We start from the raw sequence: 24,961 nt of genomic DNA on the forward strand, positions 1-24,961 counted from the left end.
GGGTCGAAAAACCTGTAAGCATGACGCAAACATGCTTACAGGAGGCAGCAAAGCTAACCCGTATAGGATGGGTTAGTTCATTCAACCATGTATAGGAGTAACACAAAATGCGTTTAATGACAAATGATGAGTTGTTCGCGGTTGGCGGTGGGGATCAGGTTTACGTGCATGTTGAAAAACGTATGACTGAAGAAGAAAAACGTGAATATGACGAACAACAAGAGCGTGAAGCAGCAGATACGATCAAACGTGAAAGACGAGGCAAGTAATAGTTGAAAAACTGCAGCCAATTTATGGCTGCAGTTTTTCAAATTCAATTTTTGTCTTAAATTGGAAATGAATATGCGCTATTTTTCGTTTATCGTTTTGCTATCTTGGCTGATAAGTAGCGAGTGTGCATGGGGTACCTCTACTACTAGGGACAGCGCTACCTACGTCGGCGAGTATCACGGCGTGCATGAATATCGCCTTAACAATCAATTGCAGATTTTGCTCAAACCGGATACGGCTAGCACTGATCTGGTGGTGAATATGATTTATCACAACGGTAAGAAAAATGAACACTTGGGATTGAGAGAAATTAGTCATGTGCTGGAACATTATTTGGTGATCCAGAGTGAAGAAAAAGTCAGGCTAGAATCTTCAGTTTTGAAATATAAAGCGATGGGAGTGACTGCAAGTGACTACACTTACTATTACTCAAAATTGAAGGCTGTGTCAGAGCTGTCCTCAGTAATTAAGTTGGAAAAGCAGCGTATGAGCCAATTTACAGATCATTTGCCACACCTGCAGCAAGCGATAGGTGAAGTCGACAAAGAGCTCGTTGCTAAGTATCAGAACAAGTTCGTTGAAGAATCCGGACTGATGTTGAAAGATATCTTTAGAAATGAAGCCTATGCGGTCAATCCGGCTAGTGAAAGAGCAGATTTACAGCGCATCACCTTGCAAGATATCAAACAATACTGGGCAGAACACTATCGTCCGGACCGCGCCACACTCGTGATCGCGGGGAATTTCGATTTACCTGGCACCTTAGCGCTGATTACGGAACAATTCTCCAGCCTGTCTGTCTCGCAACCCGATTCAAAGAAGTTTGAATATCAGAAATTGCCGCAGTATGGAGAGCGGGAATTTATCAGCCGTGCGCACAATGCCAAGCCAGTGGTTTGGGTCGCCTATAAAGTGCCGCCACTGAATTCACCGGAGTTTGCCGTCGCACGAATGACAAGTGCACTGATTTTCCCTGATACGGATACCGGTATTTGGCAAAAGACCTTGCTGGACGCGAAAAAAGCAGAATCTGTCGGCTCCTACATCTTCCCATTTGTACACGGCAGCGCTTTCATGTTGCGGATACGCTTGAGTACAGAGAAGCAGCTCGCGGAACTGAGAAAATTTCTGGCACAGGAAGAAAAGAATTTTGCTTTACGGGTGACGGATAAGATGATTAATGCCCAAAAAGCAGAGTTATTGGATGATTTGAATAAAAATGAAAAATCGCCAAAACTCTTTGTGGAGCGTATTGCATCTCATGTGGCGAGTGGCGACTGGCAAAGTTATTACCGCCTACGTGAGCAAGTTGAGCAGTTGGATGCAGCGACTTACCGGCAAAGTGTGCAGCAGTGGTTCAGACCAGAAAACAGGACACTAGGAATATTTATTGATCCACGTGATAGTCAGACTTCGCAGGTGCCAGAAACAGGGCGAGCTAGCAAGCCACGAAAGTAGTTGGTGAAATTGTGGAAAGTGGCAGAGGATCTGAATTCTGTCGCTCTGCTTTATTAAATTTATATAAGAAAATATAGTTTTTTTATTCGCTTGCTTAGTTAGTTAATGAAACCCCTCCTCCAAACCGAATCCAGCGAATGCGGTCTTGCCTGTCTCGCCATGATCGCCTCACATTATGGCTATCACACCGATCTGCCGGAGTTGCGGCGTAAGTTTGCGATCAGTCTCAAAGGCGCGACGCTCGCGCAGTTGATGCGGCATGCGTCGGCTTTGCATTTGTCGACCCGGCCTTTGCGGCTGGAACTGGATGAGTTATCTGAGCTGCAGTTGCCCTGCATTTTGCATTGGAATCTGAATCACTTCGTCGTCTTAAAAAAAGTATCCAGGAACTGGCAGGGTAAGGTCAGTCTGACGCTGCTGGATCCGGCGGTCGGTGAGCGCCGCGTTTCGCTGGAAGAAGCCTCGGCGCATTTTACCGGCGTCGCTTTGGAGTTATTACCCAGCGCGGCCTTTGTCGCCAAAGATGAGCGACGGCGCATTGCGATCCATGACTTAACCGGACACATTCTGGGGCTGCGTCCTGCGATTGCCAAGGTGATGTTGCTTGCGCTGGCTCTGGAGATTTTTGCGATTTGCTCGCCCTTGTTTAATCAGTTTGTGATCGATGAAGTGATCGTGAGCGGGGACAAGGAATTACTCACGGTGCTGGTGTTTGGTTTTGCCTTGCTGATGGTCACGCAGACCGCAATTAGCCTGGCGCGCAGCTGGTTTCTGATGCGCTGGAGTATGGACATCAGCTTTCAGTGGAGTGCGCGCGTGTTTGCGCATCTGACCCATTTACCGGTCTCTTTTTTTGAAAAACGCCATCTGGGCGATGTGGTGTCGCGCTTTGGCAGCATAGGTGCAATCCAGAGCACGCTGACCAGCCTGTTTGTAGAAAGCGCGCTCGATGGGCTGATGGCCTTGCTCGCGCTGGGCATGATGCTGGTCTACAGCCTCAAACTGTCGGCGCTGGTGTTGGTGACAGTGTTGATTTACGCGCTGTTACGCTGGGCCTTTTACCAGCCTTTCCGTGAAGCCTCGCAAGAGCGTCTGATCCTGTCGTCCAAAGAGAACAGCCACTTCCTGGAAACCCTGCGTGCCGTGACGCCTTTAAAATTATTTGGCCGTGAAGAAGAACGCCGTGCACGCTGGCTGAATCTCAAAATGGATGTACAGAACCGCGACATCAAGACCCAAAAAATGTCTATTCTGTTCAAGGTCGCTAACACCACGCTGTTCGGTATTCAAGGGCTGGCCTTGTTTTACATCGGTGCCGGACAAGTCATGCAGAATGCGCTCACGGTCGGTATGCTGATGGCCTTTTCCAGTTATGCAGGGACTTTCTCAGGCCGCTTCTTCAGCCTGATCGATTTATTTGTGAACCTCAAAATGCTGAGCCTGCATAGCGAACGGCTGGCCGATATCGTGCTGGAAGAAGCCGAAACCGATCAGGCCTTAGAAACCGATCTGTCGCGCATCCAGCCCGGCATCACACTCAATAACATCAAATTCCGTTATGCCGATGGCGAACCATGGGTACTCAATGGCATCCACCTCCGCATCCCGGCCGGTCAAAGTATCGCCTTAGTTGGCCCCAGTGGCTGCGGCAAAACCACGCTATGCAAAATCATCCTGGGCTTATTAAAACCAACCGAAGGTGAAATTCTGATCGACGGCATCCCGGTCAAACAACTGGGCCTGAAAGCCTGGCGCCAGCTGGTCGGCACCGTGATGCAGGATGATGTCTTGCTGGCTGGCTCCATCATGGACAACATCAGCTTCTTCGATGCCCACACCGACCGTGACCGGGTTGAACGCTGCGCGCGTCAGGCCGCGATTCATGAGGACATCAGCGCCATGCCTATGGGCTACCAAACCCTGGTTGGCGACATGGGCAGCAGCCTGTCTGGCGGCCAGAAACAACGCGTACTGCTGGCACGTGCCTTATACAAACAACCGAAAATCCTGGCCCTGGACGAAGCCACCAGCCACCTCGATGTCGAGAATGAACACAAGGTCAATCAGGCACTGGCCAGCCTCAACTTAACCCGCATCATGGTCGCCCACCGACCCGAAACCATCAACGCCGCCCAGCGCGTGGTGGCCTTGCGTGAGGGGCAGGTGGTGGAGATCAGGGCTTGTGGGGAAGTCGCGGCGGATGCTGAGACTGAAGCGGTGCGGGTGGCTTGAACGGTAGGCCACCACCCGCTGTCTGAGCCGGGTGGAGTTGATAGGCTGACTTCCAGATCTGGCTTAGACCAAACAGGATTCAATGTACGTGATTAAAAATCTCGTGCAATTCTTCGAAATGGTCTTCCAGTTCGTCGTGCGACAAACCCAGGAATTCGCAGGCAAGAACACCGCCCTTGTCCCATTCGGCCAGGTTTTCACGGCCATGGTATTTGTGGATACTGAATTCTGCAACCAGACATAAGGCGATCAGGCTGCGTACGCTGTCGTCGGTGGCGGCATCGGTCAAGGCCTGATAATCATGATGCAGCAGGATCGCTGATGATACCTGCTCAGGTAAGCCCCAGGTTCTGGCCATCAGGGCACCGATAGAGGTGTGGCTGGTACTGTGTTTTTCCTGCTCAACTTCGGTGAACTTCACATCGGCCGCTTCGTTAGCGATATCCAGTGTGTTCTGATAGTCAGGAAAACGTTCCAGCAGCAGCGGAATACCGATGTCGCAAAATAAACCAAAGGTATGCGCCAGATCGGGCTGGCTGACGCGCATACGGCTGGCCAGATGCGCCATTGCCTGCGCGCGTTTGGATGAAAAATCCCAAAACTTAGTGAGATTCACATTCTCTACCTGTACGCTTTGTCGCGCGATGATCCCGGTCATCAACAAACCACACTGACGCAAACCCAGCAACTGTACCGCATGCTCGACCGAGGTCGCCTTCAGGCGCAGACCAAAAAAAGAAGAATTGGTCAGTTTCAGCAGTGAAGCTGACAAGGCCACATCATTTGCTATGGTTGCTGCTAAGCGGCGCGGGCTGGGCTCAGTATTGGCTAATTCATGCTGAACATCTGCCAGCATACTGGGCCGGGGCGGTATCCGTATAGTTTTGACCAGCGCGTCAACTGACTGCTCGTTCGCTACGGATAATTGGGTTGTTGAAGTCATGGTCGGGCGAGATGGGATCAAACCGGGCGTCGCTGTCCCGTCTAAGGACGGTCAGGCGCAAGCTAAAGCGCATTCTAAACCAAACATTACCATCGGGAAATGGAAATAACAGAAAAACCCTGTAATCAGCCAGGCTTAAACTAAAACAGGCAGCACCGGCCAGTTTGCCCGCTGTCTGCCTGCTTTCAGCGTATTCTGCGCGCTAGCCTCGAGCTACCAGCGCTTGGCAAACAAGGCAAGAGCTGGCACCACCCAGAGCGGGTGGCGCTGCTACTGAACGACTTCTTTACTTAAGCGGAATCGCGATATTGCGCTCAACCGGCACCGCCGTCACACTGTTTTTGGGCGAGCCATCAATCAGCTTGTCTGAATAAGTCAGATAGACCAGTGCATTACGTTTTTGATCCACCATGCGCACGATTCTTAACTTTTTAAACAAGATAGACAGGCTTTGATTAAAAACTTCTTCCTGTTGCTTGAGCGGGCCAGGGAAGCTGATAGGACCGACCTGACGGCAGGCAATCGAGGCTTCGGCCTTATCTTCCGCGAATCCCAGACCACCTGAAATACCGCCAGTCTTGGCGCGTGATACATAGCAAGTCACGCCATTGACCTTGGGATCATCATAGGCTTCCACCACCACCTTATGATCGGGGCCGATCAGTTTGAAGGCAGTATCGACGCTGCCCACGGTTTCTGCGTGTGCCAGCATGGTCTGACCAGCAAGGGCTGCCATGACTATCCATTGAGCTTTCATATTTATCGTCCTGATGAGATTAAGGCTGGGTAACAATAAAATTTAAAAAAAGGGAGGAAAGCCTGCTTTCCTCCCTCTTATATTGCGTAGCCGCTTATTTATTCAAGCGGGAATGCTGGCGACTGTATAAAAAATAAACACTGAGCGCAACCAGCATCCAGATAAAGAACACTTTAAAGGTCGCCGGTGACAAGTCTTTGAGGATGTACAGACAGGCAAAAATACTCATACCCGGTATCAGATAAGGACCAAATGGCACGCGGAAACCGGCATTGTCCTGCCCTATCTTTTTAGCGCGTATCACAGGAATCGCGGCTGACACCACGATGAAGGCGACCAGGGTCCCCATACTCACCATATCCCACAGAAAGGTCGCATCGACTAAACCAGCCACAATGCCAACCACCAGACAGACCAGCACCGTGTTGACGACCGGTGCACGGGTCACCGGATTCACCACCTGAAACGAGGCTGGAATCAGGCCATCTTTAGAGATCGCAAACAAGATACGGCTTTGTCCATAGATAGTCACCAGTGTCACGCTGAACACAGAAATCACCGCACCGGCCGATAAAATCAAAGCAGGCCAGCTCTTACCAGTCACGTTTTGCAGGATCACAGCCAGACCTGCTTCCTGACCTTCAAACATATGTGCGGGTTGCGCGCCGACTGCTGCCACTGCCACCAGCATGTAAAACACGGTGACCACCAGCAGCGCCAGCATGATACCCAGCGGGACATTGCGCTTAGGATCTTTGACTTCCGCACCGGCGGTGGCTACGGTATCGAGACCGATAAACGAGAAAAACACGGTACCGGCCGCCGCAGTCACGCCAGCCATACCGGCCAGACCTTTGCTGTTATCGGTATTAAAAAACGGCGTGAAATGCTCAGCCTGAAAACCGGTAAATGCGATCACGGAAAAGAACACCAGGATCACCAGCTTAATCATGACCATGATCGCATTCACGGTCGCAGACTCTTTGGCACCGCGCAATAACAGGAAACAGCATATCGCCACTAATATCACAGGTGGCAGGTTGAACTGGCCCATGTGGATTTCTGCACCCTGCGGACCGGCTACGATCATGGGCGAGCGCAAGGCAGCCGGAATATGCCAGCCCAATGCATTCTCCAGGAAATTATTCAGATAGGCTGACCAGCCTATCGCGGTCGCGCTGGCCGCCAGACCGTATTCCAGCAACAAACAAGCCGCCACCACGAAGGCCGCAAATTCACCGACCGTGGCATAGGCAAACGAATACGAAGAACCGGACGCCGGAATCCTGGCTGACAATTCTGAATAACATAAAGCGGTCAGCCCGGCAGTCAGCGCCGCGATCAGGAAAGACAGGATCACCGACGGCCCGGCCTTAGGCACGGCTTCCACCATGGTGAAGAAAATCCCGGTACCGATGGTGGCACCCACCCCTATCATGGTGAGTGCAAACAAACCCAGCGAGCGATGTAAAGTATGTTGCGACTGGCCTTCCACAATAATTTCTGGCGCGTCCACCGGACGGGTGCGCATTAACTGCTGAAAAAAGTTTCTCAAAATAATTCCTTGTGCAGAAAGCCTAACGGGTGCAGCCAGCCTGCGTACAAGGACGGGACGGCGCACCGGAATATGTCATGCATATGACGGTAAAAGCGCCATCATAGCCGCAAAACTCCCGGCGATGATGTGTTGGGTAGCCGATATCGCCATACAAAATGCGTTTTTTACGACAAACCCTGCAGCCGCTCTGACTATGCGCTGCTGCAGAGCAAAGTTTTGTGCCAATTCTCAATGCGGCTGCAGCCAGCACCTGCGCATCAGTGTTAGAATCCGCACTCTATGAGCCGCCTGTCCATGTCACCCCGCCTGTTTCACCGTCTGGTGCGTGCAGTACTGATGTTTTATGTACTGACGCTGGGTGTCGCCATGGCTGCGACTTTAGCCAAAACCGAAACCGGCTCCCTGATCTGTACCAGCACAGGCTACAAAATGATCAGTGTGAAAGGCGAGCCGGACAGTGGGCGCAGTAATTCTCATATTCTCGATTGTCCCTTATGCGTCGCCAGCGGTTTGCCGCCGACTGTGCTCGATACCTCAGACTGGCAGGCACAGCATGCCTTGTCGTATGCCACACAGTCCATCCCGGCCGCCAGACTGGCGGCTATCATTTCCGCCCCGCTGCCCGCGCGTGGGCCACCCACTGACCTCTGAACATGAGCGCCTGTTAACATTCAAATTACGCAATTTAAATGTTAACAGGCCCTAGTATCCGGTATGCCTGGCCGCGCTGTGATACGTCACGCGCCAGTCTGGCTGATTGATTTGCTCAGCCCTCATTGCTGAGCCACAGCCGCATGCATACCGTCCAAGTACCCTGGTACTGCTTTTGTTTACTTGTCTGAATCATGCAAAATTCTATGTTCCGTGTGCGTCTGAACGCACGCCGCGCGACCCTGGTCGCTGCCATCGCTGCCGCCTTTCCGGCCTTGCCAACTTATGCGCTGACTTTATCCGCCGAAGCGGACGCCAAGACCTCTCAGGTCGTGGTACAGGGCGACAAACCTTCATCCTTACCGACTGAAATTCCAACCACCATCGAAGGCATACAAGCCAAAGAAATTGAACGCAACATCAATGCCATCGATGCTGAAGATGCGCTGAAATATCTGCCCAGCCTGTTAGTACGCAAACGCTATGTCGGCGATTACAACCATGCGGTATTGGCGACCCGCGCCTCCGGCACTGGCAACAGCGCGCGCTCTATGGTGTATGCCGATGGCATCCTGCTGTCCAATTTACTCGGCAACGGTGCGACCTTCACACCACGCTGGGGCCTGGTAACGCCGGAAGAAATAGAGCGGGTCGATGTGCTGTACGGCCCCTTCTCTGCAGCATATCCGGGCAATTCTGTGGGTGCCGTGGTGGATTACCGTACCCGTATGCCTAAGGCCTTCGAGGCGCATGCCAAAGTTCTGGGCTTCAGCGAAAATTTTCAATTGTATGGCACTGACAAGACTTATAGCGGCAAACAACTGAGCGCCAGTCTGGGTAACCGCCAAGGTGATTTTTCCTGGTGGCTGAATCTGAATCAGCTCGATAGCGATGGCCATCCGATAGCCTTCACCAATAAGCTGATGTCGGCTGGCGTCACCAGCTCTGCGGGTAAAGTGGTCACAGGCGCGGTGGCTGGTAAAAATCCACAAAATCAGGACTGGTGGATACTCGGTGCGACCGGGCAGTACCACACCATACAAGACCATGCCAAAGTGAAGCTGGCCTATGACTTTAGCCCGACGCTGCATGCAGCTTACACCTTTGGCTATTGGCGCAATAAGATGGACAGCGGTGTAGAAAGCTATTTGCGCGATGCCAGCGGCAATCCTGTGGTTAGCGGCGACGTGAATATCAAGGGCAAAAAATACACGCTGAGTGCGACCGATATGTCGAACAGCCAAAACCGGCTCGAACATCTGAGCCATGGTCTGAATCTGAAAAGCAGCAGCAAAGGCGTGTTTGACTGGGAAGTGGCGGCCAGCCTGTATGACTACAACAAAGATATCGCGCGCTCACCACTGGTGGCGATTCCGACCGCCGATAGCGGTGGTGCAGGCCGCATCACAGATCAGTCCGGCACGGGCTGGAATACCCTGGCACTGAAAGGTATCTGGCGTCCGGATACCCGGCACACGGTGGAATTCGGCTATCAACGCGAAGCCTATCATCTGAAAACCCTGGTGTCGGATACCGGCAACTGGATTTCAGGCGAAGCGGAAAAACAATTCTCAGCCTTCCGTGGCGACACCAGCCTGCAAAGCCTGTATGCGCAAGATGCCTGGCGTATCACGCCGCACTGGAAAACCATCATCGGTGTCAGGGCTGAACAATGGAAGGCAGATAATGGTGCGCTGGCCAATGCCAGCTCCACGCTGAATTTCGCCTCCCGCTCGGAAAACTTTGTTTCTCCTAAAGCCGCTATCGCCTACGCCAGCGGTGGTGACTGGACCTATAAGGCATCACTGGGCCGTGCGGTGCGTATGCCTACCGTGTCTGAGCTGTATCAGGGAACGATTTCGAATACCACCATCGTCAACAACGATCCGAATCTGAAACCGGAAAAATCCTGGACCACAGAATGGAGTGCAGAACGCAGCCTGCATGATGGGCGTGGCTTATTACGCACTACCCTGTTCCATGAGCGTACCAGAGATGCGCTGTATTCCCAGACCAATACCCTGGTCACGCCAAATGTCACCAACATCCAAAACGTGGATGACATCCGCACTACCGGACTGGAAATCGCATTTGCTGACAATGATGTGCTGCTGCCAGGTCTGGATATTTCCGCCAGCCTGACCTATGCCGATTCTGTAATCGTACGCAATGACAAATTCCCGGCCAGTGTGAATAAGCGCCAGCCACGCATACCAGACTGGCGCGCCAATCTCTTGCTCAGTTATCGCGTCACTGACAAATTCAGCAGCTCACTTGGTATCCGCTACAGCGGCAAGCAATACAGTGCACTCGATAACAGCGACGTGAATGCCGACACCTACTTTGGTTTCTCGGATTTTCTGGTGGCCGACCTGCGCTTACGCTATCAGGTCGCACGCCAATGGAGTGCAGCGATAGGGATAGACAATCTGAACAATAAAAAATACTGGGCCTTCCATCCCTACACGCAACGCAGCGTCGTTGCGGAGCTGAAGTTCGACTTCTAAGGCGCTGCAAGCTAACACCTGAGGCATCAGCTGGCACCTGGCTGACAGTTGATAAACCCCAGGAAAAGTGCGGCTCTCCAGACCTTTTCAGGCTGGAAGCCGCCTGCGCTCTTGATGTGACCAATCCAGCGGCCAGCGCTATTTAGCACAGGCCGCTGTGCACTATTTTCCGGAGACCCTGATGACTACGCACTCCCCTGCCCGCCATTCCACCAGTGCGGTATTGCACCGGCTGTTCTGGCGTCTGCATTTCTGGTCAGGCTTACTGACTGCGCCTATCGTACTGCTGGCAGCACTGACTGGAATACTGTATATCTTCACGCCGCAAATCGAGGCGCTGCGCCATGCTGAGCTGGATCGCGTGGCTCAAATACCTGCGCCACTGCCACCGCTGCCGCTGGATCAGCAGCTTGCGGCAGCACGTTCCGCCGTGCCCGGCTTACCAGTCAAAGCCATCGTACCGGCCTATACGCCTGGTGAAACCAGTCTGGTTTTATTCGGTGAACAAAAAATGCGCGGCATGCCAAAAGCGGCCGCCGCAAACCCCGCAACGGCACCCCATCCGGCGCATCAGCATGCTGATCAACATGCCAGCCATCTGGGTGGCGCGCCAGGCGCTGCGTCTGCCATCAGCAGCACTGAGCATCACAGCGCAGCGAAGGAAATCACCAGCTATGTCGATCCCGGCACAGCGACCGTACAAGGCAATTTACCGGATGCGGAACGCTTTAAGAACTGGTCGCGCAAGCTGCATTCCAGTCTGCTGCAAGGCGATGGCTGGCGCTGGCTGATCGAGCTCGGTGCCAGCTGGATGCTGGTGATGATGCTGACCGGTTTCTATCTGTGGTGGCCACGTGGCCGCGCTGGCTGGCGCAAGGCCTTACTGCCAGCGGCCAGCAATGGAGCAGGCCATAGCCGCGCCAGCTGGCGCTACTGGCATAGCATCAGCAGCGTGCTGCTGGCGCTGTTCACACTGACGATCTTGCTGACCGGGCTGACCTGGTCGAAATATACCGGTGAAAATTTCCGCGCTCTGCAAAACGCGACCGGACAAGCCACGCCCAAGCCACCGCGTGATCTGACTTCGCTGGTCACTGAGGGACAGCAGCCTCTCAGTGCAGAACAGATCTACACCCTGGCCAAAGCACAGGCACCTGCCATCCGTCTGCGCATGACGCCGCCTAACAATGCGAGCGGAGTATGGCGTATAGAAAATGATGATCGCAGCCAGCCTGAGAAGCGCTTTCAGCTAGTGCTGGATGCCTACAGCGGCCAGCGTCTGTATTATGCGGACTGGGATCAGTTACCCTTGCTGTCGAAGGCGACAGCCGTTGGCATTCCATTTCACCGTGGCGAATTCGGCTGGTGGAATCAGGCACTGTTACTGGCGATAGGCTGCAGCGCGATTTTTTCTGTGTTATCCGGTTATGCGATGTGGTGGCAGCGCCGCCGTCCGGCCAGCGTGTCAGCCCCTGCGCTGCACGGCAGCCATGTACGCGCACTGCCGTGGTGGCTGGTAGTGGTTGCAGCAGTACTGGCGTACTGCATGCCGGTATTCGGCATCAGCCTGTTGCTGATGTTGCTGATCGAGGCCAGCGTCTTACTGCTCAGGCCTAAGGCCTAAGATCTAAGACCAAAGATCTAAGTACTGAGCGCTGAAAACTGAGGCCTGAGGCCAGATCCGCGTCTGGCCTCAGCTTAGATGAAGCAGTATTTCACTGACGCGGAATTTTTCCAAACGCCTCACCGCGCTTCCAGACCGGCATAGCCGGTGCATTGCCGACTTCCTGTCCCAGCCTGAGTGTAAACAGAGCTTGCTGCAACATGCCGCTCAGGTCCCAGTCAGGATGATAGACATCGCGTACGGTGTGGTAATCCTGTTTGAAATCGCGCATTTTTTTCAGATAGCTATCGGGCGGCGTTTTATCAAAGTCAAAATGCCCATCGCCCGAAAATACCGCAGAGCCTACATTGAAAGCCGGGATACCGGCGCGTGCAAAATTAAAGTGATCAGCACGGAAATACGCACCACCCAGATCCGGCACTGTCGGTGCGATACGCAGCTTCATCGCCTTCGCCACTTTGACTGCACTGTGATACAGGCTGCTGCGCTCACTGCCCGCCACACCGATGTCCCTGGTCGCTGCCACAAAATTCATGCTATCCAGATTCAGATCGGCGGCTGTCTTCGCCAGTGGCCACGGTGCCTGCTGCACATAGGCTGCGCTGCCCAGCAAATACTGTTCTTCTGCGGCTGGCCACAGGAAAATCTGGGTACGCCGGGTTGGCTGACGCACAGCGAGCCGTGCCATTTCGAGTAAGGCGGCGCTGCCGGATGCATTATCGACTGCGCCATTCCAGATCTGGGTCTTGCCATTGGCATCGGTTTCCATGCCCAGATGATCCCAGTGTGCCGAGTAAATCACAGCCTCTGATTTCAACACAGGATCGGTGCCCGGCACCATGCCCAATACATTGTACTGCCTTACCTGACGCACCTGATTATGTACCTCCACCTGTGCCGTCGCATTCAACGCCACCGGCTGAAAATCACGCCGCTCGGCTTGTTGGCGTAATTGATCCAGATCCTGACCTGCCGCGGCAAACAATTGGCGCGCCGCTTCTTCCTGTATCCATCCTTCCAGCGGATTGCCCATACCAGGAGAGCTAAAGCGTTCGTGACTGAAACTGGTTTGCGGCACATTCCAGCCATAGGCTGCCGAGGCATTGGTATGGATCAGTAACACCCCGGCCGCGCCCTGACGTGCAGCTTCTTCGAACTTATACGTCCAGCGGCCATAATAGGTCAATGCTGCCCCGCCAAAGCGCTGTGGCTCTGCTGCAGTCGGCTGCGGATCATTGACCATCATCACCAGCAATTTGCCTTTGACATCAGCCTGCTTGAAGTCATCCCAGTTTTCTTCAGCGGCGCGGATGCCATAGCCGACGAACAGCAGCGGCGCAGAGAAGTTCACTTGCTGGCGACCACCGGAAGAACCAAATACCACGTCTTTACCCAACACCGGCGTCCACTGTTGACCACCGGCAGAAAAGCGTATCTGGCTGTCCGCCAAGGTCTGGCTGCCTATGATGTCGACCGCCTGGCGATAGCCCTGCACCTTGTCACCTGGCAGCACCTGCAAGCCGGTCAGCGCAGCCTGGGTTTCCAGATAACGCACGGCCAGATCACCACCGCGCTGACCGGTACCGCGGCCTTCCAGTAAATCATCAGCCAGAAAAGATAAATGAGCGCGTAAATGGGTTTCGCTCAAAGGCGCGCCAAGCTTGATGTTCGTGTTGGTGGCAGTGCTGGCGGACGCGGCAAGCACCGCTTGGCTGGCGCTACCCAAAAGGCAGCCGGAAGCCAGCAGCAGTGCCAGCGAGCGGGTCGTCAAATTTTTTGAAGTCATAGAGATCATGAATAAGACCGGCGGTTCAGGCCGGGCAAAAAGAGTAAGAAGCCTCAGCGTGCGCTGCAAATAAGTCAGGGCACGATGGTCGTAAACAAATACACGGCGAAAATCACCAGATGGATAGTGCCTTGCATAATGGTGGTGCGGCCAGTACCCAGCGAGATGGTGGTCACAATCAGCGACAATAGCAAGAGCACGGTCGATTTCGCATCGATACCGAGCGACAGCTGCCAGCCGGTCAGGATAGAAATCACGGCCACCACCGGTATCGTCAAACCTATGCTCGCCAGTGCAGAACCCAGCGCCAGATTGATACTGGTTTGCAGACGATTGGCACGCGCCGCGCTGAGTGCGGCCAGACCTTCCGGCAACAGCACAATGATGGCGATAATAATACCGACCAGAGCTTTAGGCGCACCGGCTGCAGCGACTGCAGATTCCAGTGCCGGTGCCAGTGCTTTCGCCAGCAGCACCACCGCTACCAGACAAACTAACAGCAGGCCCAGACTGGTCCAGGCCATACGCGCCGATGGCAGCGGCGCATGCACGTCTTCATCGGCAGCATGGCTTTCAGGTAAAAAATAATCACGGTGTCTGACCGTCTGTACCAGCACGAAAGTTCCGTATAACACGACAGAGACGATAGCGATAAAGCCCAGCTGGCTGGCACTGTAATACGGCCCTGCCACGGACGAAGTAAAGTTAGGCAGCACCAGCGTCAGCACCGATAAGGCGGCCAGCGTGGCGAGTGAGGTACTGGCACCTTGCAGGCCAAAGCTTTGCTCGCGATGGCGGATACCGCCCACCAGCAGACAAAGTCCTATGATGCCGGTCAGGATCACCATGATCGCCGCGAACACGGTATCCCTGGCCAGCCCGGCCGTGGTTTCACCGCCCGCCAACATCAGCGACACGATCAAAGCGACTTCGATCAACGTGACGGCAATCGCTAATAACAGCGTACCGAAGGGTTCGCCGATTTTATGTGCCACTACTTCGGCATGAAACACGGCGGTCAGCACACCGCCAAATAAAGCGGCGGTCAGCAGTATTCCATACCAGCCGGCGCTGCAGAGCAGGCTGCCACCCAGGATCAGGCAGGCAGCCAGCGGTGTAAGCACCGACCAGCGCGGAAGTTTGTCAGAAATTTTCATAAGGATAGGGTCTGTAAAAATCAATAAGGGAAATCAATGCGTATCGGATGAAATAGGGACAAGCGATTTCATCATGAGTTCCTGTGCTTCGTGTGCGAGCAAAGAATAACAGCGTAAATCCTGGTATTTGCCGTTTTTATACTCACATTCGCGCAGTATGCCTTCCAGCTGAAAGCCATGACGCTCGACCAGACGCCAGCTGGCGGCATTGTCCGGCTCCACCAGCGCCTGTATGCGGTGCAGGCCCAGATCGCGGAAGCAGCACGCCAAAATAGCCGGTAACACTTCTGCCATCACGCCGCGGCGCCAGAATGCAGGTGTTAACCAGAAACCGATTTCCGCGCAATGGTCTTCCTGTTCCCATTCATGCAAACCGCAGGTTCCTATCAATTGCTCCGGGTGTTCACGTTCAGCGATACCCCACCAGATACCGATGCGGGTTTTCCAGACCAGCTCATACCAGTCCATCTGCGCCTGAGTCGATTCCAGCGTGTCGTAACTGATGCCGTAATAGGCAGTCACTGCTTCGTCCGATAAACCGGCAAAAATCGCGGGCTGATCAGCAGGCATGATCTGCCTCAGAATAAATCGTCCGGTCTGGAGTTGTGGGAAGCTGGCAGCTTGGTTCATGGTTCTATCCATCTTCAATTCATAAGTGTTCATTTTTTTTCACAGCGCAGGTGCTGCCAGCTCCCCCTGATGGGCACCACCGCTAGCGCTCAGGCCAGTTAGTATCCTGTCACAGTAAGCTTTTTGTGTGTTCTATTTTAATATTAAGTCGGAATAATTCCCCGCTTTTAGCTACCCTATGCTTAGCCGTAAAAGTATAATCGGCGGAAGTTTTTTTTAGGAGTTGCTATGAGTTTGGCCATGATCGCATTTTTTAAGGCAATGATACTGGTGCCTATCACCTTATTACCTCTCGTGAATCCGATTGCGATTGCGCCGATTTACTTGTCCATGACGGGGCCGCAAGAGCCCGAAGTCGCGAAACGTATGGCGAAACGGATTGCGATCAACTGCTTCTTCATGTTGATGGTCACGATCTTTGTCGGCTCTTATGTACTGAATTTTTTCGGCATTTCCTTACCCATCGTGCGTATCGCCGGTGGTATCGTGGTCGGCATGGCAGGCTGGAAGCTGCTGAATGACCAGAGTCAGGACAAATTACTGAACTCGGTCGCCGCTTCGCATACCGGCGCCTGGAGCAAGGAAGAATTACGCCGCCGCAGTTTTTATCCGTTCAGCTTCCCGCTGACCGTCGGCCCCGGCACTATCGCGGCTTCGATTACCATCGGTACCCAAATGCCACGCAAGCCTATAGACTGGCTGGTCACCAGCGTCGCGTCAGCGCTTGGTGTGCTGCTGACCACACTGGTGGTCTATCTGTGCTACCGCTTTGCACGCAATATGGGTCAGTTCCTGGGCGACGTCGGCGGCACCGTCTTGATGCGTCTGTCAGCGTTCATCCTGGTTTGTATCGGTATAGAAATCGGCTGGGCTGGCGTATCTGAATTACTCAGCGACCTGGCGCGCTGATTCTGCATCCGCATGGCAGGCACAGGCCTCGCCATGCGCTGCGGCGACCAGCTCATGCAGGATGCCGCATTCCTTCCCCTGATGTCTTTCATCGCAACTGGCTCTTAAGCTGCACAGTTGCTTCTCCAGCGCGTGCATACTGGCCAGCCTGGCCCTGACCCGCGCAATCTGCTGTTCAATGAGCGAATTGATATCGCCACAGTCCTCAGCCGGACTCACCATAAACGCCACCAGGCGCCTTACCTCGGCTAAAGGGATATCGAGTGCACGACAATGCCGGATAAACGATAAACGCTCCAGATGCAGTGCGCTATAGCGGCGATACCCATTCGCTTCGCGCTCAGGCTCAGGCAACAAGCCCTGTTTTTCATAATAGCGAATCGTCTCCAGATCGACCCCGGTTGCAGCTGCCAGCTCACTGATACGCATACTTTACTCCGTATTTACTCCGTTAATTAATGCCACAAAAAAAAGCTTGACCCTGTAGCGACTCCAGAGTCTACACTGATTTCATTCTACCGTTACAGGCACGCTCACATGACGCACACACCTCACGAACATAACCACGCCGCTGGTTCCGCATGTACGCATCAGCATGGCCATGAACATAAAAATGAGCATGAGCACAAACATGAACATGCTGCACAGGCTGATGCCTGCTGCGCCCCGGCGACGCTCGCTGTGAACAGCAAGCAGCCGCCAGCCAATGCGGTGAGCAGCCGCTTCCATATCGCGGCCATGGATTGTCCGACCGAAGAAGCCCTGATACGCAAACAACTCTCCAGCGACAGTAATATCCTGAGACTGGACTTCGATTTACTGAACCGTATCCTGACTGTACATCAGCGTACACCAGACACCGACCGTGTCAGCGCAGCTTTAGTCGCGCTGGGCATGCAGCCGCAATTGCTGGAAGCCGGGGTACAGCCGACACCGGTTTCTGCCATCGACAGCAAACTGCGCTGGCGGGTTGCAATTGGTGGCTTGCTGGCCTTTGGCTCAGAAGCGATCGCCTGGTGGCAGCAAGCTGATCAAACGCTGGCAGTCGCCGCGATGGCATTGAGTTCCATCCTGATTTGCGGTCTGCCGACGTTGAAAAAAGGCTGGATCGCGCTGCGCCATTTCACACTGAACATCCATTTACTGATGACGGCAGCCGTTATCGGTGCGTTCGCCATCGGCCAGTGGCCGGAAGCGGCGATGGTGATCTGCCTGTTTGCGGTCGCGGAGATGATAGAAGCGGCCAGTCTGGAACGCGCACGGGATGCCATCAGCGGCTTGCTGGCCCAGGCGCCGGAAACAGCGCTGGTGCAACAAGCTGATGCTAGCTGGCTCAGCACACCGACAGCAGAGATCGCCGTCGGCGCGCTGTTACTGTGCCGCCCTGGTGACCGCATCGCGCTCGATGGCGTGGTCGAACAGGGACAGTCTTCGGTCAATCAGGCCGCCATTACCGGCGAAAGTATGCCGGTCACGAAGCAGCCTGGCGATACCGTTTTTGCTGGCACCATCAACCAAAGTGCAGCACTGCAGATACGCGTTACGGCCAATGCTGGCAGCTCCATGCTGGCACGCATCGCACAATCAGTACAAGACGCACAAAGCCAGCGCGCCCCGACTCAAGGCTTCGTTGACCGCTTCGCTGCCGTCTATACGCCGGTCGTATTTATCGCAGCGATTTTGCTGGCTGTGCTGCCGCCCTTATTGTTACAACATGGCTGGCATGACAGCCTGTACCGTGCGCTGGTCTTGCTGGTGATTGCCTGCCCTTGTGCACTGGTGATTTCAACGCCGGTCACCGTCGTTAGCGGGCTGGCAGCCGCTGCGCGCCGTGGCATCGTGATTAAGGGCGGTGTCTTTCTGGAACAAGGCCGGCAGTTGCGTCATCTGGCACTCGATAAAACAGGCACCCTGACCGAAGGTAAACCACAACTGCAGAAAATACGCAGCGACGGCATCAGTGAAGCCGCGGCCTTACAAATCGCAGCCAGCCTGGATGCGCACTCCAGCCATCCTTTGGCTCAGGCACTGCTGCAAGCCTGCGAGCTGCCGGTGTTGGAAGCGCAACAGGTCAGCTTGCTGGAAATCGGACGTGCACGCGGTATGCAAGGCGTCGTTGATGGACGCAGCTATCAGCTCGGCAATCAGGCCTTGCTGCAGGAATTAAACATAGCGCCATCGCCACTCACAGCCCAAATCAGTACGCTGGAGCAGCAAGGTAATACCGTAATACTGCTGTGTCGTGAAGGACAATTGCTGGCGCTGTTTGCGGTTGCGGATCAGTTACGCGCCACCAGCCAGGCGGCAATACAGCAATTGCAGCAACTGGGGGTGCAGGTGCTGATGCTGACCGGCGACAATGCCCATACGGCGAATGCGATCGCTGCGCAGGCTGGCATACAACAGGTACGCGCCGAATTACTGCCGGACGATAAACTGCGGATTATTGAAGAATTGGCGCAACAAGGCGTAACGGGTATGACGGGAGATGGTATCAATGATGCTCCGGCTCTGGCACGCGCGCACATCGGTCTGGCGATGGCGGCTGGCAGCGACACTGCGCTGGAAACTGCGGACGTCGCGCTGATGCAAAATGATTTGCAAAAAATACCGGAATTTATCCGCCTGTCTCAGCAGACCGCACGCATTTTGAAACAGAATATCGCGTTTGCACTAGGCGTAAAATTTATCTTTTTCGCACTGGCATTAAGCGGTCATGCCAGCTTGTGGATGGCGGTGTTCGCAGACACTGGCACCAGCCTGCTGGTGGTGCTCAATGGTCTGCGCTTACTGAAAGCAAAACTGAATTAAGCTGCTGCTTCGTTATCCACTGCTGGCAGGGTTTCCTGCAACATCAGCGCATGCTCAACCAGGGTCGATTCATCCCCGACCCGGCTTTGCCAGGCGCGCAGGAAATAGGATTTTTCCTGGGCTGTCGGAGGCTCATACCAAATCACCATCAGCACGCCTTTATGGTCATGGATTTTGGCGATTTTGGTGATACAGACGGTATTGCCATCGACATCAGCCAGACCAATGGCATAGCCATATACGCGGCTCAGACGCTCGATGCGATCTGGTTCAGTTTCGCTGTTCGTGGCCGAGATTTTCGGATGATCCAGATACATAATGCCCTCTTCATCAAATGTGATCTGCTGGATTCTATCCGAAGCCAGCGCGCGCGCCTACCTGCTTTTGATATTCAGCAACAGTCCGGCTTCAGCGACTGCCTTTTTCCCAACGACAGTCTTGTTTAGTCAATACAGTTCCATGCTGATCTACGGTTTCCAGCACCACGTCAAAGCCCCATAAACGCGCGACATGCTTGAGGACTTCATTGGTCTGGTTATTCAGCGGGCGCCGCAAATACTGATGATGGCGCAAGGTCAGCGAACGGTCGCCCTGCATATCCACCGCCCAAACCTGGATGTCCGGTTCGCGGTTACCCAAATTGTATTGTCCTGCCAGTTGCTGTCTGACATAGCGATAGCCAGATTCATCATGGATGGCTGAAATTTTCAGCTTGTCCTTGCTATCGTCATCCAGTATCGAGAAAAAGTGAAAATCACGGATCAGCTTAGGCGACAAATACTGGGCAATAAAACTCTCATCTTTAAAATTACGCATCGCAAACTGCAGCGAAGTTTTCCAGTCCGAGCCAGCCAGATCCGGGAACCATTCGCGGTCTTCATCAGTAGGATGTTCACAAATACGGCGTATATCCTGCATCATGGCAAAGCCCAGCGCATAAGGATTAATCCCGCTGTAATAACGGCTGCCTACCGGCGGTTGATAAATCACGTTGGTATGACTCTGTAAAAACTCCATCATAAAACCGTCCCCCACTACACCCTCTTCATACAATTGATACAGGATGGTGTAATGCCAGAACGTAGCCCAGCCCTCATTCATGACCTGGGTCTGACGTTGCGGATAAAAATACTGCGAAATTTTCCGGATGATACGCACGATTTCGCGCTGCCAGGGTTCAAGCAATGGCGCGTATTTTTCGATGAAATACAGCAGATTTTCCTGCGGTTCGCGCGGGAAGCGCTGATGCTCCTGCTGGCTTTCCTGCACCTCAGGACGGCGTGGCAACGTGCGCCATAAATCGTTGATTTGCGATTGCAGATAGGCTTCGCGTTCAGTCTGGCGCTCTCTCTCCTCGATCAGGGAAATCCGGGCTGGGCGTTTATAACGGTCTACCCCATAATTCTGCAAGGCGTGACAGGAATCCAGGATCAGCTCCACCGCCTCAGTACCATAACGCTGCTCACAATGCGCGACATAATTTTTGGCAAATACCATGTAATCGATAATCGCTTCAGCATCGGTCCAGGCCCGGAACAGATAATTCCCTTTGAAAAAAGAGTTATGTCCGTACGCCGCATGCGCAATCACCAGCGACTGCATGGTCAGACTATTCTCTTCCATCAGATAGGAAATGCAGGGATTGGAGTTAATCACGATCTCGTAAGCCAGCCCCATTTGCCCGCGCTTATAACTTTTTTCGGTAGACATAAAATGCTTACCGAAGGACCAGTGGTTATATGACACCGGCATACCGACTGAGGCATAGGCATCCATCATCTGCTCGGCGGTGATGATTTCCAGCTGATTCGGATAGGTATCCAAGCCAAACTGTGCTGCGACCCGGCGTATCTCTTCATGCGCCTGTTCTATCAGTTCGAAGGTCCATTCCGACTTGTCCGGTAAGGCATTCGGATGTCTGGCTCTGCCAGTTTGCGTTTGAGTGTCCATGACAGGCCTCAATTCGTTTGTTTTTTAAACAGCTCCCGGAATACAGGATAGATATCAGCAGGATTCTCAATTTTCTGCATCGCGAAGTGCGCGAATTCCTCTGCAACCCGCTCATATTCCAGCCACAGATTTTGCGGCTCACCCTCAGTAATTTCGACATACGCGTAATACTGCACCAGCGACATAATGCGCTGACGCAAAATATCGCGGCAAGCGATGGAATCATTGTCCCAGTTATCGCCATCTGAGGCCTGCGCCACATACACATTCCAGTCACCCGCCGCATAGCGCGTACGTATGGTTTGCTCCAGCAAGACCAAGGCCGAGGAAACAATCGTCCCACCAGATTCACGCGAGTTAAAGAAAGCGTTTTCATCCACTTCCTGCGCTGTCGTATGGTGACGGATAAACACCACCTCTATTTTTTCATAAGCCCGTGTCAGGAACAGATACAGCAAAATAAAAAAGCGCTTCGCGGTATCTTTTTTTTGCTCATCCATAGAACCGGAAACATCCAGCAGACAAAACATCACGCACTGGCTGGCCGGTTTGGGGACTTTGATACGATTGCTATAACGCAGATCGAAAGGATCGAGAAATGGAATCGCGGCGATTCTGGTCCGTAAATGACGGATTTCTTCACGCAGCGCGCTAATGCGCAGGCCATCCTGCACTGGTTCTGCCAGCGCGGCTTCCAACTCTTCCAGCGCCAGCTTTAAGCGCCGTGAAGATTTGCCTCCCACCGCAATCCGCCGTCCCATCGCACCGCGTAAAGAACGTAATACATGCAGACTGGAAGCGGTTCCGCTGGTTTTGTAACCGGCGCGCTGGCTTTTGAAATCGGTGGTCGACGTAAGTTGGGTTTTGACCATATTCGGTAATTCCAGGTCTTCAAAGAAGTAGTTCATGAACTCTTCCCTGCTCAGCTGAAACGCAAAATCATCCTCGCTGATTTCTTCGCTGTTACCGCCCTGCCCCTTCCCCTTGCCGCCACCGCCACCACCTTGCGGACGCGCGATCTGGTCCCCTTTCTGGTATTGCTCATTGCCCGGATGTACGCCTTCCCAGACACCTCCGCGCGCATGGCCAAAGCTGGGTTCGCCGACATCTTTCACTGGTATAGAAATCCGTTCACCATTTTCCATATCGGTGATAGAACGGCCTTTGACTGCACGCGCAACAGCCTCTTTGATCTGCCCCTTGTAACGCCGTAAAAAACGCTCACGGTTAGGCGCAGACTTGTTTTTTCCCTGAACCCGGCGGTCGATCAGATGCACCAAGATATTCTCCCTCAGGACTGAGCCAGCATTACCCGTTGATGCGCAGCCCGACAAACACACTGTCCGTATCTGTCGCTGTATCACGATAACGGTTTGGCCTCAGTCCTATCCCTTTGTCAGTGAAGTCCTTCAGATATCTTCAGGATCAGGATGATTTTCTGACCCGCAGATACCACTCGCACAGCAATCTGACCTGTTTGGTGGTATAGCCTTTGCTGACCATACGCTCAACAAACTCCTGATGTTTATTGGCGTCATCCGCACTGGCTTTGGCATTGAACGATATCACTGGCAATAACTCTTCTGTATTCGAGAACATTTTCTTCTCTATCACTGTGCGCAGTTTTTCATAACTGGTCCAGGCCGGATTTTTTCCTGCATTCTGGGCGCGTGCACGCAATACAAAATTGACGATCTCGTTACGGAAATCCTTAGGATTCGAAATGCCTGCCGGCTTCTCGATTTTTTCCAGTTCATTATTCAAGGCATCCCGGTCAAAGCTCTCACCGGTATCGGGGTCACGGAATTCCTGATCCTGAATCCAGAAGTCGGCGAAGGTGACATAGCGGTCAAAAATATTCTGTCCGTATTCAGAATAGCTTTCCAGATAAGCGGTCTGAATTTCTTTACCGATGAATTCCGCATAACGCTGGGCCAGATATTCTTTGATATACGAGATGTATTTTTGCTCCACTTCAGGTGCAAACTGTTCGCGCTCTATCTGCTGCTCCAGCACATACAGCAAATGCACAGGATTGGCGGCAACTTCTGTGTTATCGAAGTTAAACACCTTGGATAAAATCTTGAATGCAAAGCGGGTCGACAAGCCATTCATGCCTTCATCCACACCGGCATAATCCGCGTACTCCTGATGCGACTTAGCTTTAGGGTCGGTGTCTTTCAGATTCTCACCGTCATACACCAGCATCTTGCTGAAGATACTGGAATTTTCCGGCTCTTTTAAACGCGACAGCACCGCAAACTGTGCCATCATTTTCAGAGTGCCCGGTGCACAAGGTGCGGCTGCCAGTGAAGAGGTATGCACCAATTTTTCATAGATCTTGATTTCATCGGAAATACGCAGGCAGTAAGGTACCTTCACGATGTAAATACGATCCAGGAAAGCCTCATTGTTTTTATTGTTTTTAAATGCCTTCCATTCCGATTCATTCGAGTGCGCGAGTATCACGCCATCAAAGGGGATCGCCCCAAAACCTTCGGTACCTTTGAAGTTGCCTTCCTGGGTCGCGGTCAGTAAGGGATGCAAAACCTTGATCGGTGCCTTGAACATCTCGACGAATTCCATCAGCCCCTGATTGGCGAGGCACAGGCCACCGGAATAGCTGTAAGCATCCGGATCATCCTGAGAATAATCTTCCAGTTTGCGGATGTCGACTTTGCCGACCAGCGAAGAAATATCCTGATTATTTTCATCCCCAGGCTCAGTTTTCGATACCGCAATTTGTCTAAGCACCGAGGGATAGCGTTTGACGACACGGAATTTATTGATGTCGCCATTGAATTCATGCAGGCGCTTGACAGCCCAAGGACTAGGGATGGATTTCAGATAGCGGCGTGGAATACCGAAGTCTTCTTCGAGCAATGCCCCATCTTCGATTTCACTGAACAAGCCCAAAGGCGACTCATTCACTGGTGATCCCTTAATACTATAAAAGGGAATTTTTTCCATCAGGGATTTGAGTTTTTCAGCGATGGAAGATTTACCGCCACCGACTGGCCCCAGCAAATACAGTATCTGCTTACGTTCTTCCAATCCCTGCGCGGCATGCCGGAAGTAAGAAACGACTTGTTCTATCACTTCTTCCATGCCGTAAAACTCACGGAAGGCAGGATAAATTTTGATGAGTTTATTGGAGAAAATGCGGGATAAACGCGGATCGTGGCGGGTATCAACCAGTTCAGGTTCGCCGATCGCTGCCAGCATACGCTCAGCGGCAGTAGCAAAAGCGAGTCTGTCTTTTTTACACAGTTCGAGGTACTCCTGCATGGAATACTCTTCTTCCCTGGTACGTTCGTAACGTGCTGCGTAGTTGTCAAAGATAGTCATCCTGACCTCCTGGGTTAAGCAAGACATTGCAAAGACCAAACAGCGCTGGCAGCAGATGCGGGAGAAATGCATTACTTTCCAGCAGACTACGAGCTTAGTGTAGTTGAATTTGAAGAAATATGCTGGGCAAATTATTGCATTTCACAAAATATTAGGACTTACGCAAAATTGTCCCAACAAGGCATGGCGACGCAGGCAGTACGCACAGTACGACAAGGAGTCATAACGCAGCTGGGGCGGTTTTGCGTAAGTTCCGAATATAAAACTACGTGCGAAATGCAGCAGCCACGATGCTGCACATGGAAGAGGCATACAGCGTAAAGGACTTATACGATCTTAGTTTTTTTTGCGAGACTTTAATTAATAGCCC

The 24,961-nt window shown here is 53.0% G+C and carries 19 protein-coding genes; 8 read left to right on the forward strand and 11 right to left on the reverse strand.

Annotated features, from left to right (window positions below):
* Positions 1-107: 107 nt before the first annotated feature.
* The 3 genes from H8K43_RS17975 (at position 108) to H8K43_RS17985 (ending at position 3,960) form a co-directional block, all read left to right on the forward strand.
* Positions 108-269, forward strand: a complete 162-nt coding sequence (locus H8K43_RS17975; protein ID WP_186905134.1) for a hypothetical protein — start codon at positions 108-110, stop codon at positions 267-269.
* 73 nt (positions 270-342) lie between these two features.
* On the forward strand, positions 343-1,728 hold the full coding sequence (locus H8K43_RS17980; protein WP_186905135.1) for a M16 family metallopeptidase: 1,386 nt from the start codon (positions 343-345) through the stop codon (positions 1,726-1,728).
* Positions 1,729-1,833: 105 nt separating this feature from the next.
* Positions 1,834-3,960 (forward strand): peptidase domain-containing ABC transporter, encoded by a 2,127-nt coding sequence (locus H8K43_RS17985; protein WP_186905136.1) that lies wholly within the window; start codon positions 1,834-1,836, stop codon positions 3,958-3,960.
* A 79-nt stretch (positions 3,961-4,039) separates the two neighbouring features.
* Here H8K43_RS17985 and H8K43_RS17990 read toward each other — a convergent pair whose 3' ends face one another.
* The 3 genes from H8K43_RS17990 to H8K43_RS18000 all read right to left on the reverse strand — a co-directional run bounded on the left by H8K43_RS17990 (position 4,040) and on the right by H8K43_RS18000 (position 7,218).
* Positions 4,040-4,903: an HDOD domain-containing protein gene (locus H8K43_RS17990; RefSeq protein WP_186905137.1), complete on the reverse strand. Its 864-nt coding sequence runs from the start codon at positions 4,901-4,903 to the stop codon at positions 4,040-4,042.
* Positions 4,904-5,189: 286 nt separating this feature from the next.
* Positions 5,190-5,660, reverse strand: coding sequence for a CreA family protein (locus H8K43_RS17995; protein WP_186905138.1), 471 nt, complete (start codon positions 5,658-5,660; stop codon positions 5,190-5,192).
* 94 nt (positions 5,661-5,754) lie between these two features.
* Positions 5,755-7,218 (reverse strand): APC family permease, encoded by a 1,464-nt coding sequence (locus tag H8K43_RS18000; protein ID WP_408058565.1) that lies wholly within the window; start codon positions 7,216-7,218, stop codon positions 5,755-5,757.
* 279 nt (positions 7,219-7,497) lie between these two features.
* Between H8K43_RS18000 and H8K43_RS18005 the strand changes: the two genes are divergently transcribed.
* The 3 genes from H8K43_RS18005 to H8K43_RS18015 all read left to right on the forward strand — a co-directional run bounded on the left by H8K43_RS18005 (position 7,498) and on the right by H8K43_RS18015 (position 12,000).
* Entirely contained in the window at positions 7,498-7,869 is a 372-nt protein-coding gene (locus H8K43_RS18005; protein ID WP_186905139.1) for a DUF2946 family protein, read from the forward strand.
* Positions 7,870-8,063: 194 nt separating this feature from the next.
* On the forward strand, positions 8,064-10,376 hold the full coding sequence (locus H8K43_RS18010) for a TonB-dependent receptor (RefSeq protein WP_230404097.1): 2,313 nt from the start codon (positions 8,064-8,066) through the stop codon (positions 10,374-10,376).
* A 181-nt stretch (positions 10,377-10,557) separates the two neighbouring features.
* Positions 10,558-12,000 carry a PepSY-associated TM helix domain-containing protein gene (locus tag H8K43_RS18015; protein ID WP_186905140.1) on the forward strand — a complete coding sequence of 481 codons (1,443 nt, stop codon included), beginning with the start codon at positions 10,558-10,560 and terminating at the stop codon, positions 11,998-12,000.
* A gap of 91 nt (positions 12,001-12,091) precedes the next feature.
* On the opposite strand, the gene H8K43_RS18020 is transcribed toward H8K43_RS18015, so the two are convergent.
* From H8K43_RS18020 to H8K43_RS18030, 3 genes are all read right to left on the reverse strand, one after another.
* Positions 12,092-13,786 (reverse strand): M28 family peptidase, encoded by a 1,695-nt coding sequence (locus H8K43_RS18020; protein WP_186905141.1) that lies wholly within the window; start codon positions 13,784-13,786, stop codon positions 12,092-12,094.
* A 74-nt stretch (positions 13,787-13,860) separates the two neighbouring features.
* Positions 13,861-14,943, reverse strand: a complete 1,083-nt coding sequence (locus H8K43_RS18025) for a calcium:cation antiporter (protein ID WP_186905142.1) — start codon at positions 14,941-14,943, stop codon at positions 13,861-13,863.
* Between the two features lie 33 nt (positions 14,944-14,976).
* Positions 14,977-15,573, reverse strand: a complete 597-nt coding sequence (locus tag H8K43_RS18030) for a GNAT family N-acetyltransferase (protein ID WP_186905143.1) — start codon at positions 15,571-15,573, stop codon at positions 14,977-14,979.
* 228 nt (positions 15,574-15,801) lie between these two features.
* Between H8K43_RS18030 and H8K43_RS18035 the strand changes: the two genes are divergently transcribed.
* Positions 15,802-16,482 (forward strand): MarC family protein, encoded by a 681-nt coding sequence (locus H8K43_RS18035; protein WP_230404100.1) that lies wholly within the window; start codon positions 15,802-15,804, stop codon positions 16,480-16,482.
* On the opposite strand, the gene cadR is transcribed toward H8K43_RS18035, so the two are convergent.
* Positions 16,459-16,911 carry a Cd(II)/Pb(II)-responsive transcriptional regulator gene (gene cadR / locus H8K43_RS18040; protein ID WP_186905144.1) on the reverse strand — a complete coding sequence of 151 codons (453 nt, stop codon included), beginning with the start codon at positions 16,909-16,911 and terminating at the stop codon, positions 16,459-16,461. The two genes, H8K43_RS18035 and cadR, sit on opposite strands and share 24 nt — an antisense overlap.
* 108 nt (positions 16,912-17,019) lie before the next feature.
* Here cadR and H8K43_RS18045 point away from each other — a divergent pair, with 108 nt between their 5' ends.
* Positions 17,020-19,293, forward strand: a complete 2,274-nt coding sequence (locus tag H8K43_RS18045) for a heavy metal translocating P-type ATPase (protein WP_186905145.1) — start codon at positions 17,020-17,022, stop codon at positions 19,291-19,293.
* On the opposite strand, the gene H8K43_RS18050 is transcribed toward H8K43_RS18045, so the two are convergent.
* From H8K43_RS18050 to H8K43_RS18065, 4 genes are all read right to left on the reverse strand, one after another.
* The gene (locus tag H8K43_RS18050; protein WP_186905146.1) at positions 19,290-19,610 is read right to left on the reverse strand and encodes a hypothetical protein; all 321 of its coding nucleotides are present in this window, start codon (positions 19,608-19,610) and stop codon (positions 19,290-19,292) included. The two genes, H8K43_RS18045 and H8K43_RS18050, sit on opposite strands and share 4 nt — an antisense overlap.
* 91 nt (positions 19,611-19,701) lie before the next feature.
* Positions 19,702-21,243 (reverse strand): SpoVR family protein, encoded by a 1,542-nt coding sequence (locus tag H8K43_RS18055; protein WP_186905147.1) that lies wholly within the window; start codon positions 21,241-21,243, stop codon positions 19,702-19,704.
* Between the two features lie 8 nt (positions 21,244-21,251).
* The gene (locus tag H8K43_RS18060; protein WP_186905148.1) at positions 21,252-22,523 is read right to left on the reverse strand and encodes a YeaH/YhbH family protein; all 1,272 of its coding nucleotides are present in this window, start codon (positions 22,521-22,523) and stop codon (positions 21,252-21,254) included.
* 145 nt (positions 22,524-22,668) lie between these two features.
* Entirely contained in the window at positions 22,669-24,591 is a 1,923-nt protein-coding gene (locus H8K43_RS18065; RefSeq protein ID WP_186905149.1) for a PrkA family serine protein kinase, read from the reverse strand.
* Positions 24,592-24,961: the final 370 nt, after the last annotated feature.

The organism is Cognatundibacterium curvum (assembly GCF_014284235.1).
GTDB classification, from domain to species: domain Bacteria; phylum Pseudomonadota; class Gammaproteobacteria; order Burkholderiales; family Burkholderiaceae_D; genus Undibacterium; species Undibacterium curvum.

Excerpts from the sequence above, each read along its gene's own strand:
- H8K43_RS17975 (WP_186905134.1), top strand. The coding sequence starts at position 108 with ATGCGTTTAATGACAAATGATGAGTTGTTCGCGGTTGGCGGTGGGGAT.
- H8K43_RS17980 (WP_186905135.1), top strand. The coding sequence starts at position 343 with ATGCGCTATTTTTCGTTTATCGTTTTGCTATCTTGGCTGATAAGTAGC.
- H8K43_RS17985 (WP_186905136.1), top strand. The coding sequence starts at position 1,834 with ATGAAACCCCTCCTCCAAACCGAATCCAGCGAATGCGGTCTTGCCTGT.
- H8K43_RS17990 (WP_186905137.1), bottom strand. The coding sequence starts at position 4,903 with ATGACTTCAACAACCCAATTATCCGTAGCGAACGAGCAGTCAGTTGAC.
- H8K43_RS17995 (WP_186905138.1), bottom strand. The coding sequence starts at position 5,660 with ATGAAAGCTCAATGGATAGTCATGGCAGCCCTTGCTGGTCAGACCATG.
- H8K43_RS18005 (WP_186905139.1), top strand. The coding sequence starts at position 7,498 with ATGAGCCGCCTGTCCATGTCACCCCGCCTGTTTCACCGTCTGGTGCGT.
- H8K43_RS18010 (WP_230404097.1), top strand. The coding sequence starts at position 8,064 with ATGCAAAATTCTATGTTCCGTGTGCGTCTGAACGCACGCCGCGCGACC.
- H8K43_RS18015 (WP_186905140.1), top strand. The coding sequence starts at position 10,558 with ATGACTACGCACTCCCCTGCCCGCCATTCCACCAGTGCGGTATTGCAC.
- H8K43_RS18020 (WP_186905141.1), bottom strand. The coding sequence starts at position 13,786 with ATGACTTCAAAAAATTTGACGACCCGCTCGCTGGCACTGCTGCTGGCT.
- H8K43_RS18025 (WP_186905142.1), bottom strand. The coding sequence starts at position 14,943 with ATGAAAATTTCTGACAAACTTCCGCGCTGGTCGGTGCTTACACCGCTG.
- H8K43_RS18030 (WP_186905143.1), bottom strand. The coding sequence starts at position 15,573 with ATGAACCAAGCTGCCAGCTTCCCACAACTCCAGACCGGACGATTTATT.
- H8K43_RS18035 (WP_230404100.1), top strand. The coding sequence starts at position 15,802 with ATGAGTTTGGCCATGATCGCATTTTTTAAGGCAATGATACTGGTGCCT.
- cadR (WP_186905144.1), bottom strand. The coding sequence starts at position 16,911 with ATGCGTATCAGTGAGCTGGCAGCTGCAACCGGGGTCGATCTGGAGACG.
- H8K43_RS18045 (WP_186905145.1), top strand. The coding sequence starts at position 17,020 with ATGACGCACACACCTCACGAACATAACCACGCCGCTGGTTCCGCATGT.
- H8K43_RS18050 (WP_186905146.1), bottom strand. The coding sequence starts at position 19,610 with ATGTATCTGGATCATCCGAAAATCTCGGCCACGAACAGCGAAACTGAA.
- H8K43_RS18055 (WP_186905147.1), bottom strand. The coding sequence starts at position 21,243 with ATGGACACTCAAACGCAAACTGGCAGAGCCAGACATCCGAATGCCTTA.
- H8K43_RS18065 (WP_186905149.1), bottom strand. The coding sequence starts at position 24,591 with ATGACTATCTTTGACAACTACGCAGCACGTTACGAACGTACCAGGGAA.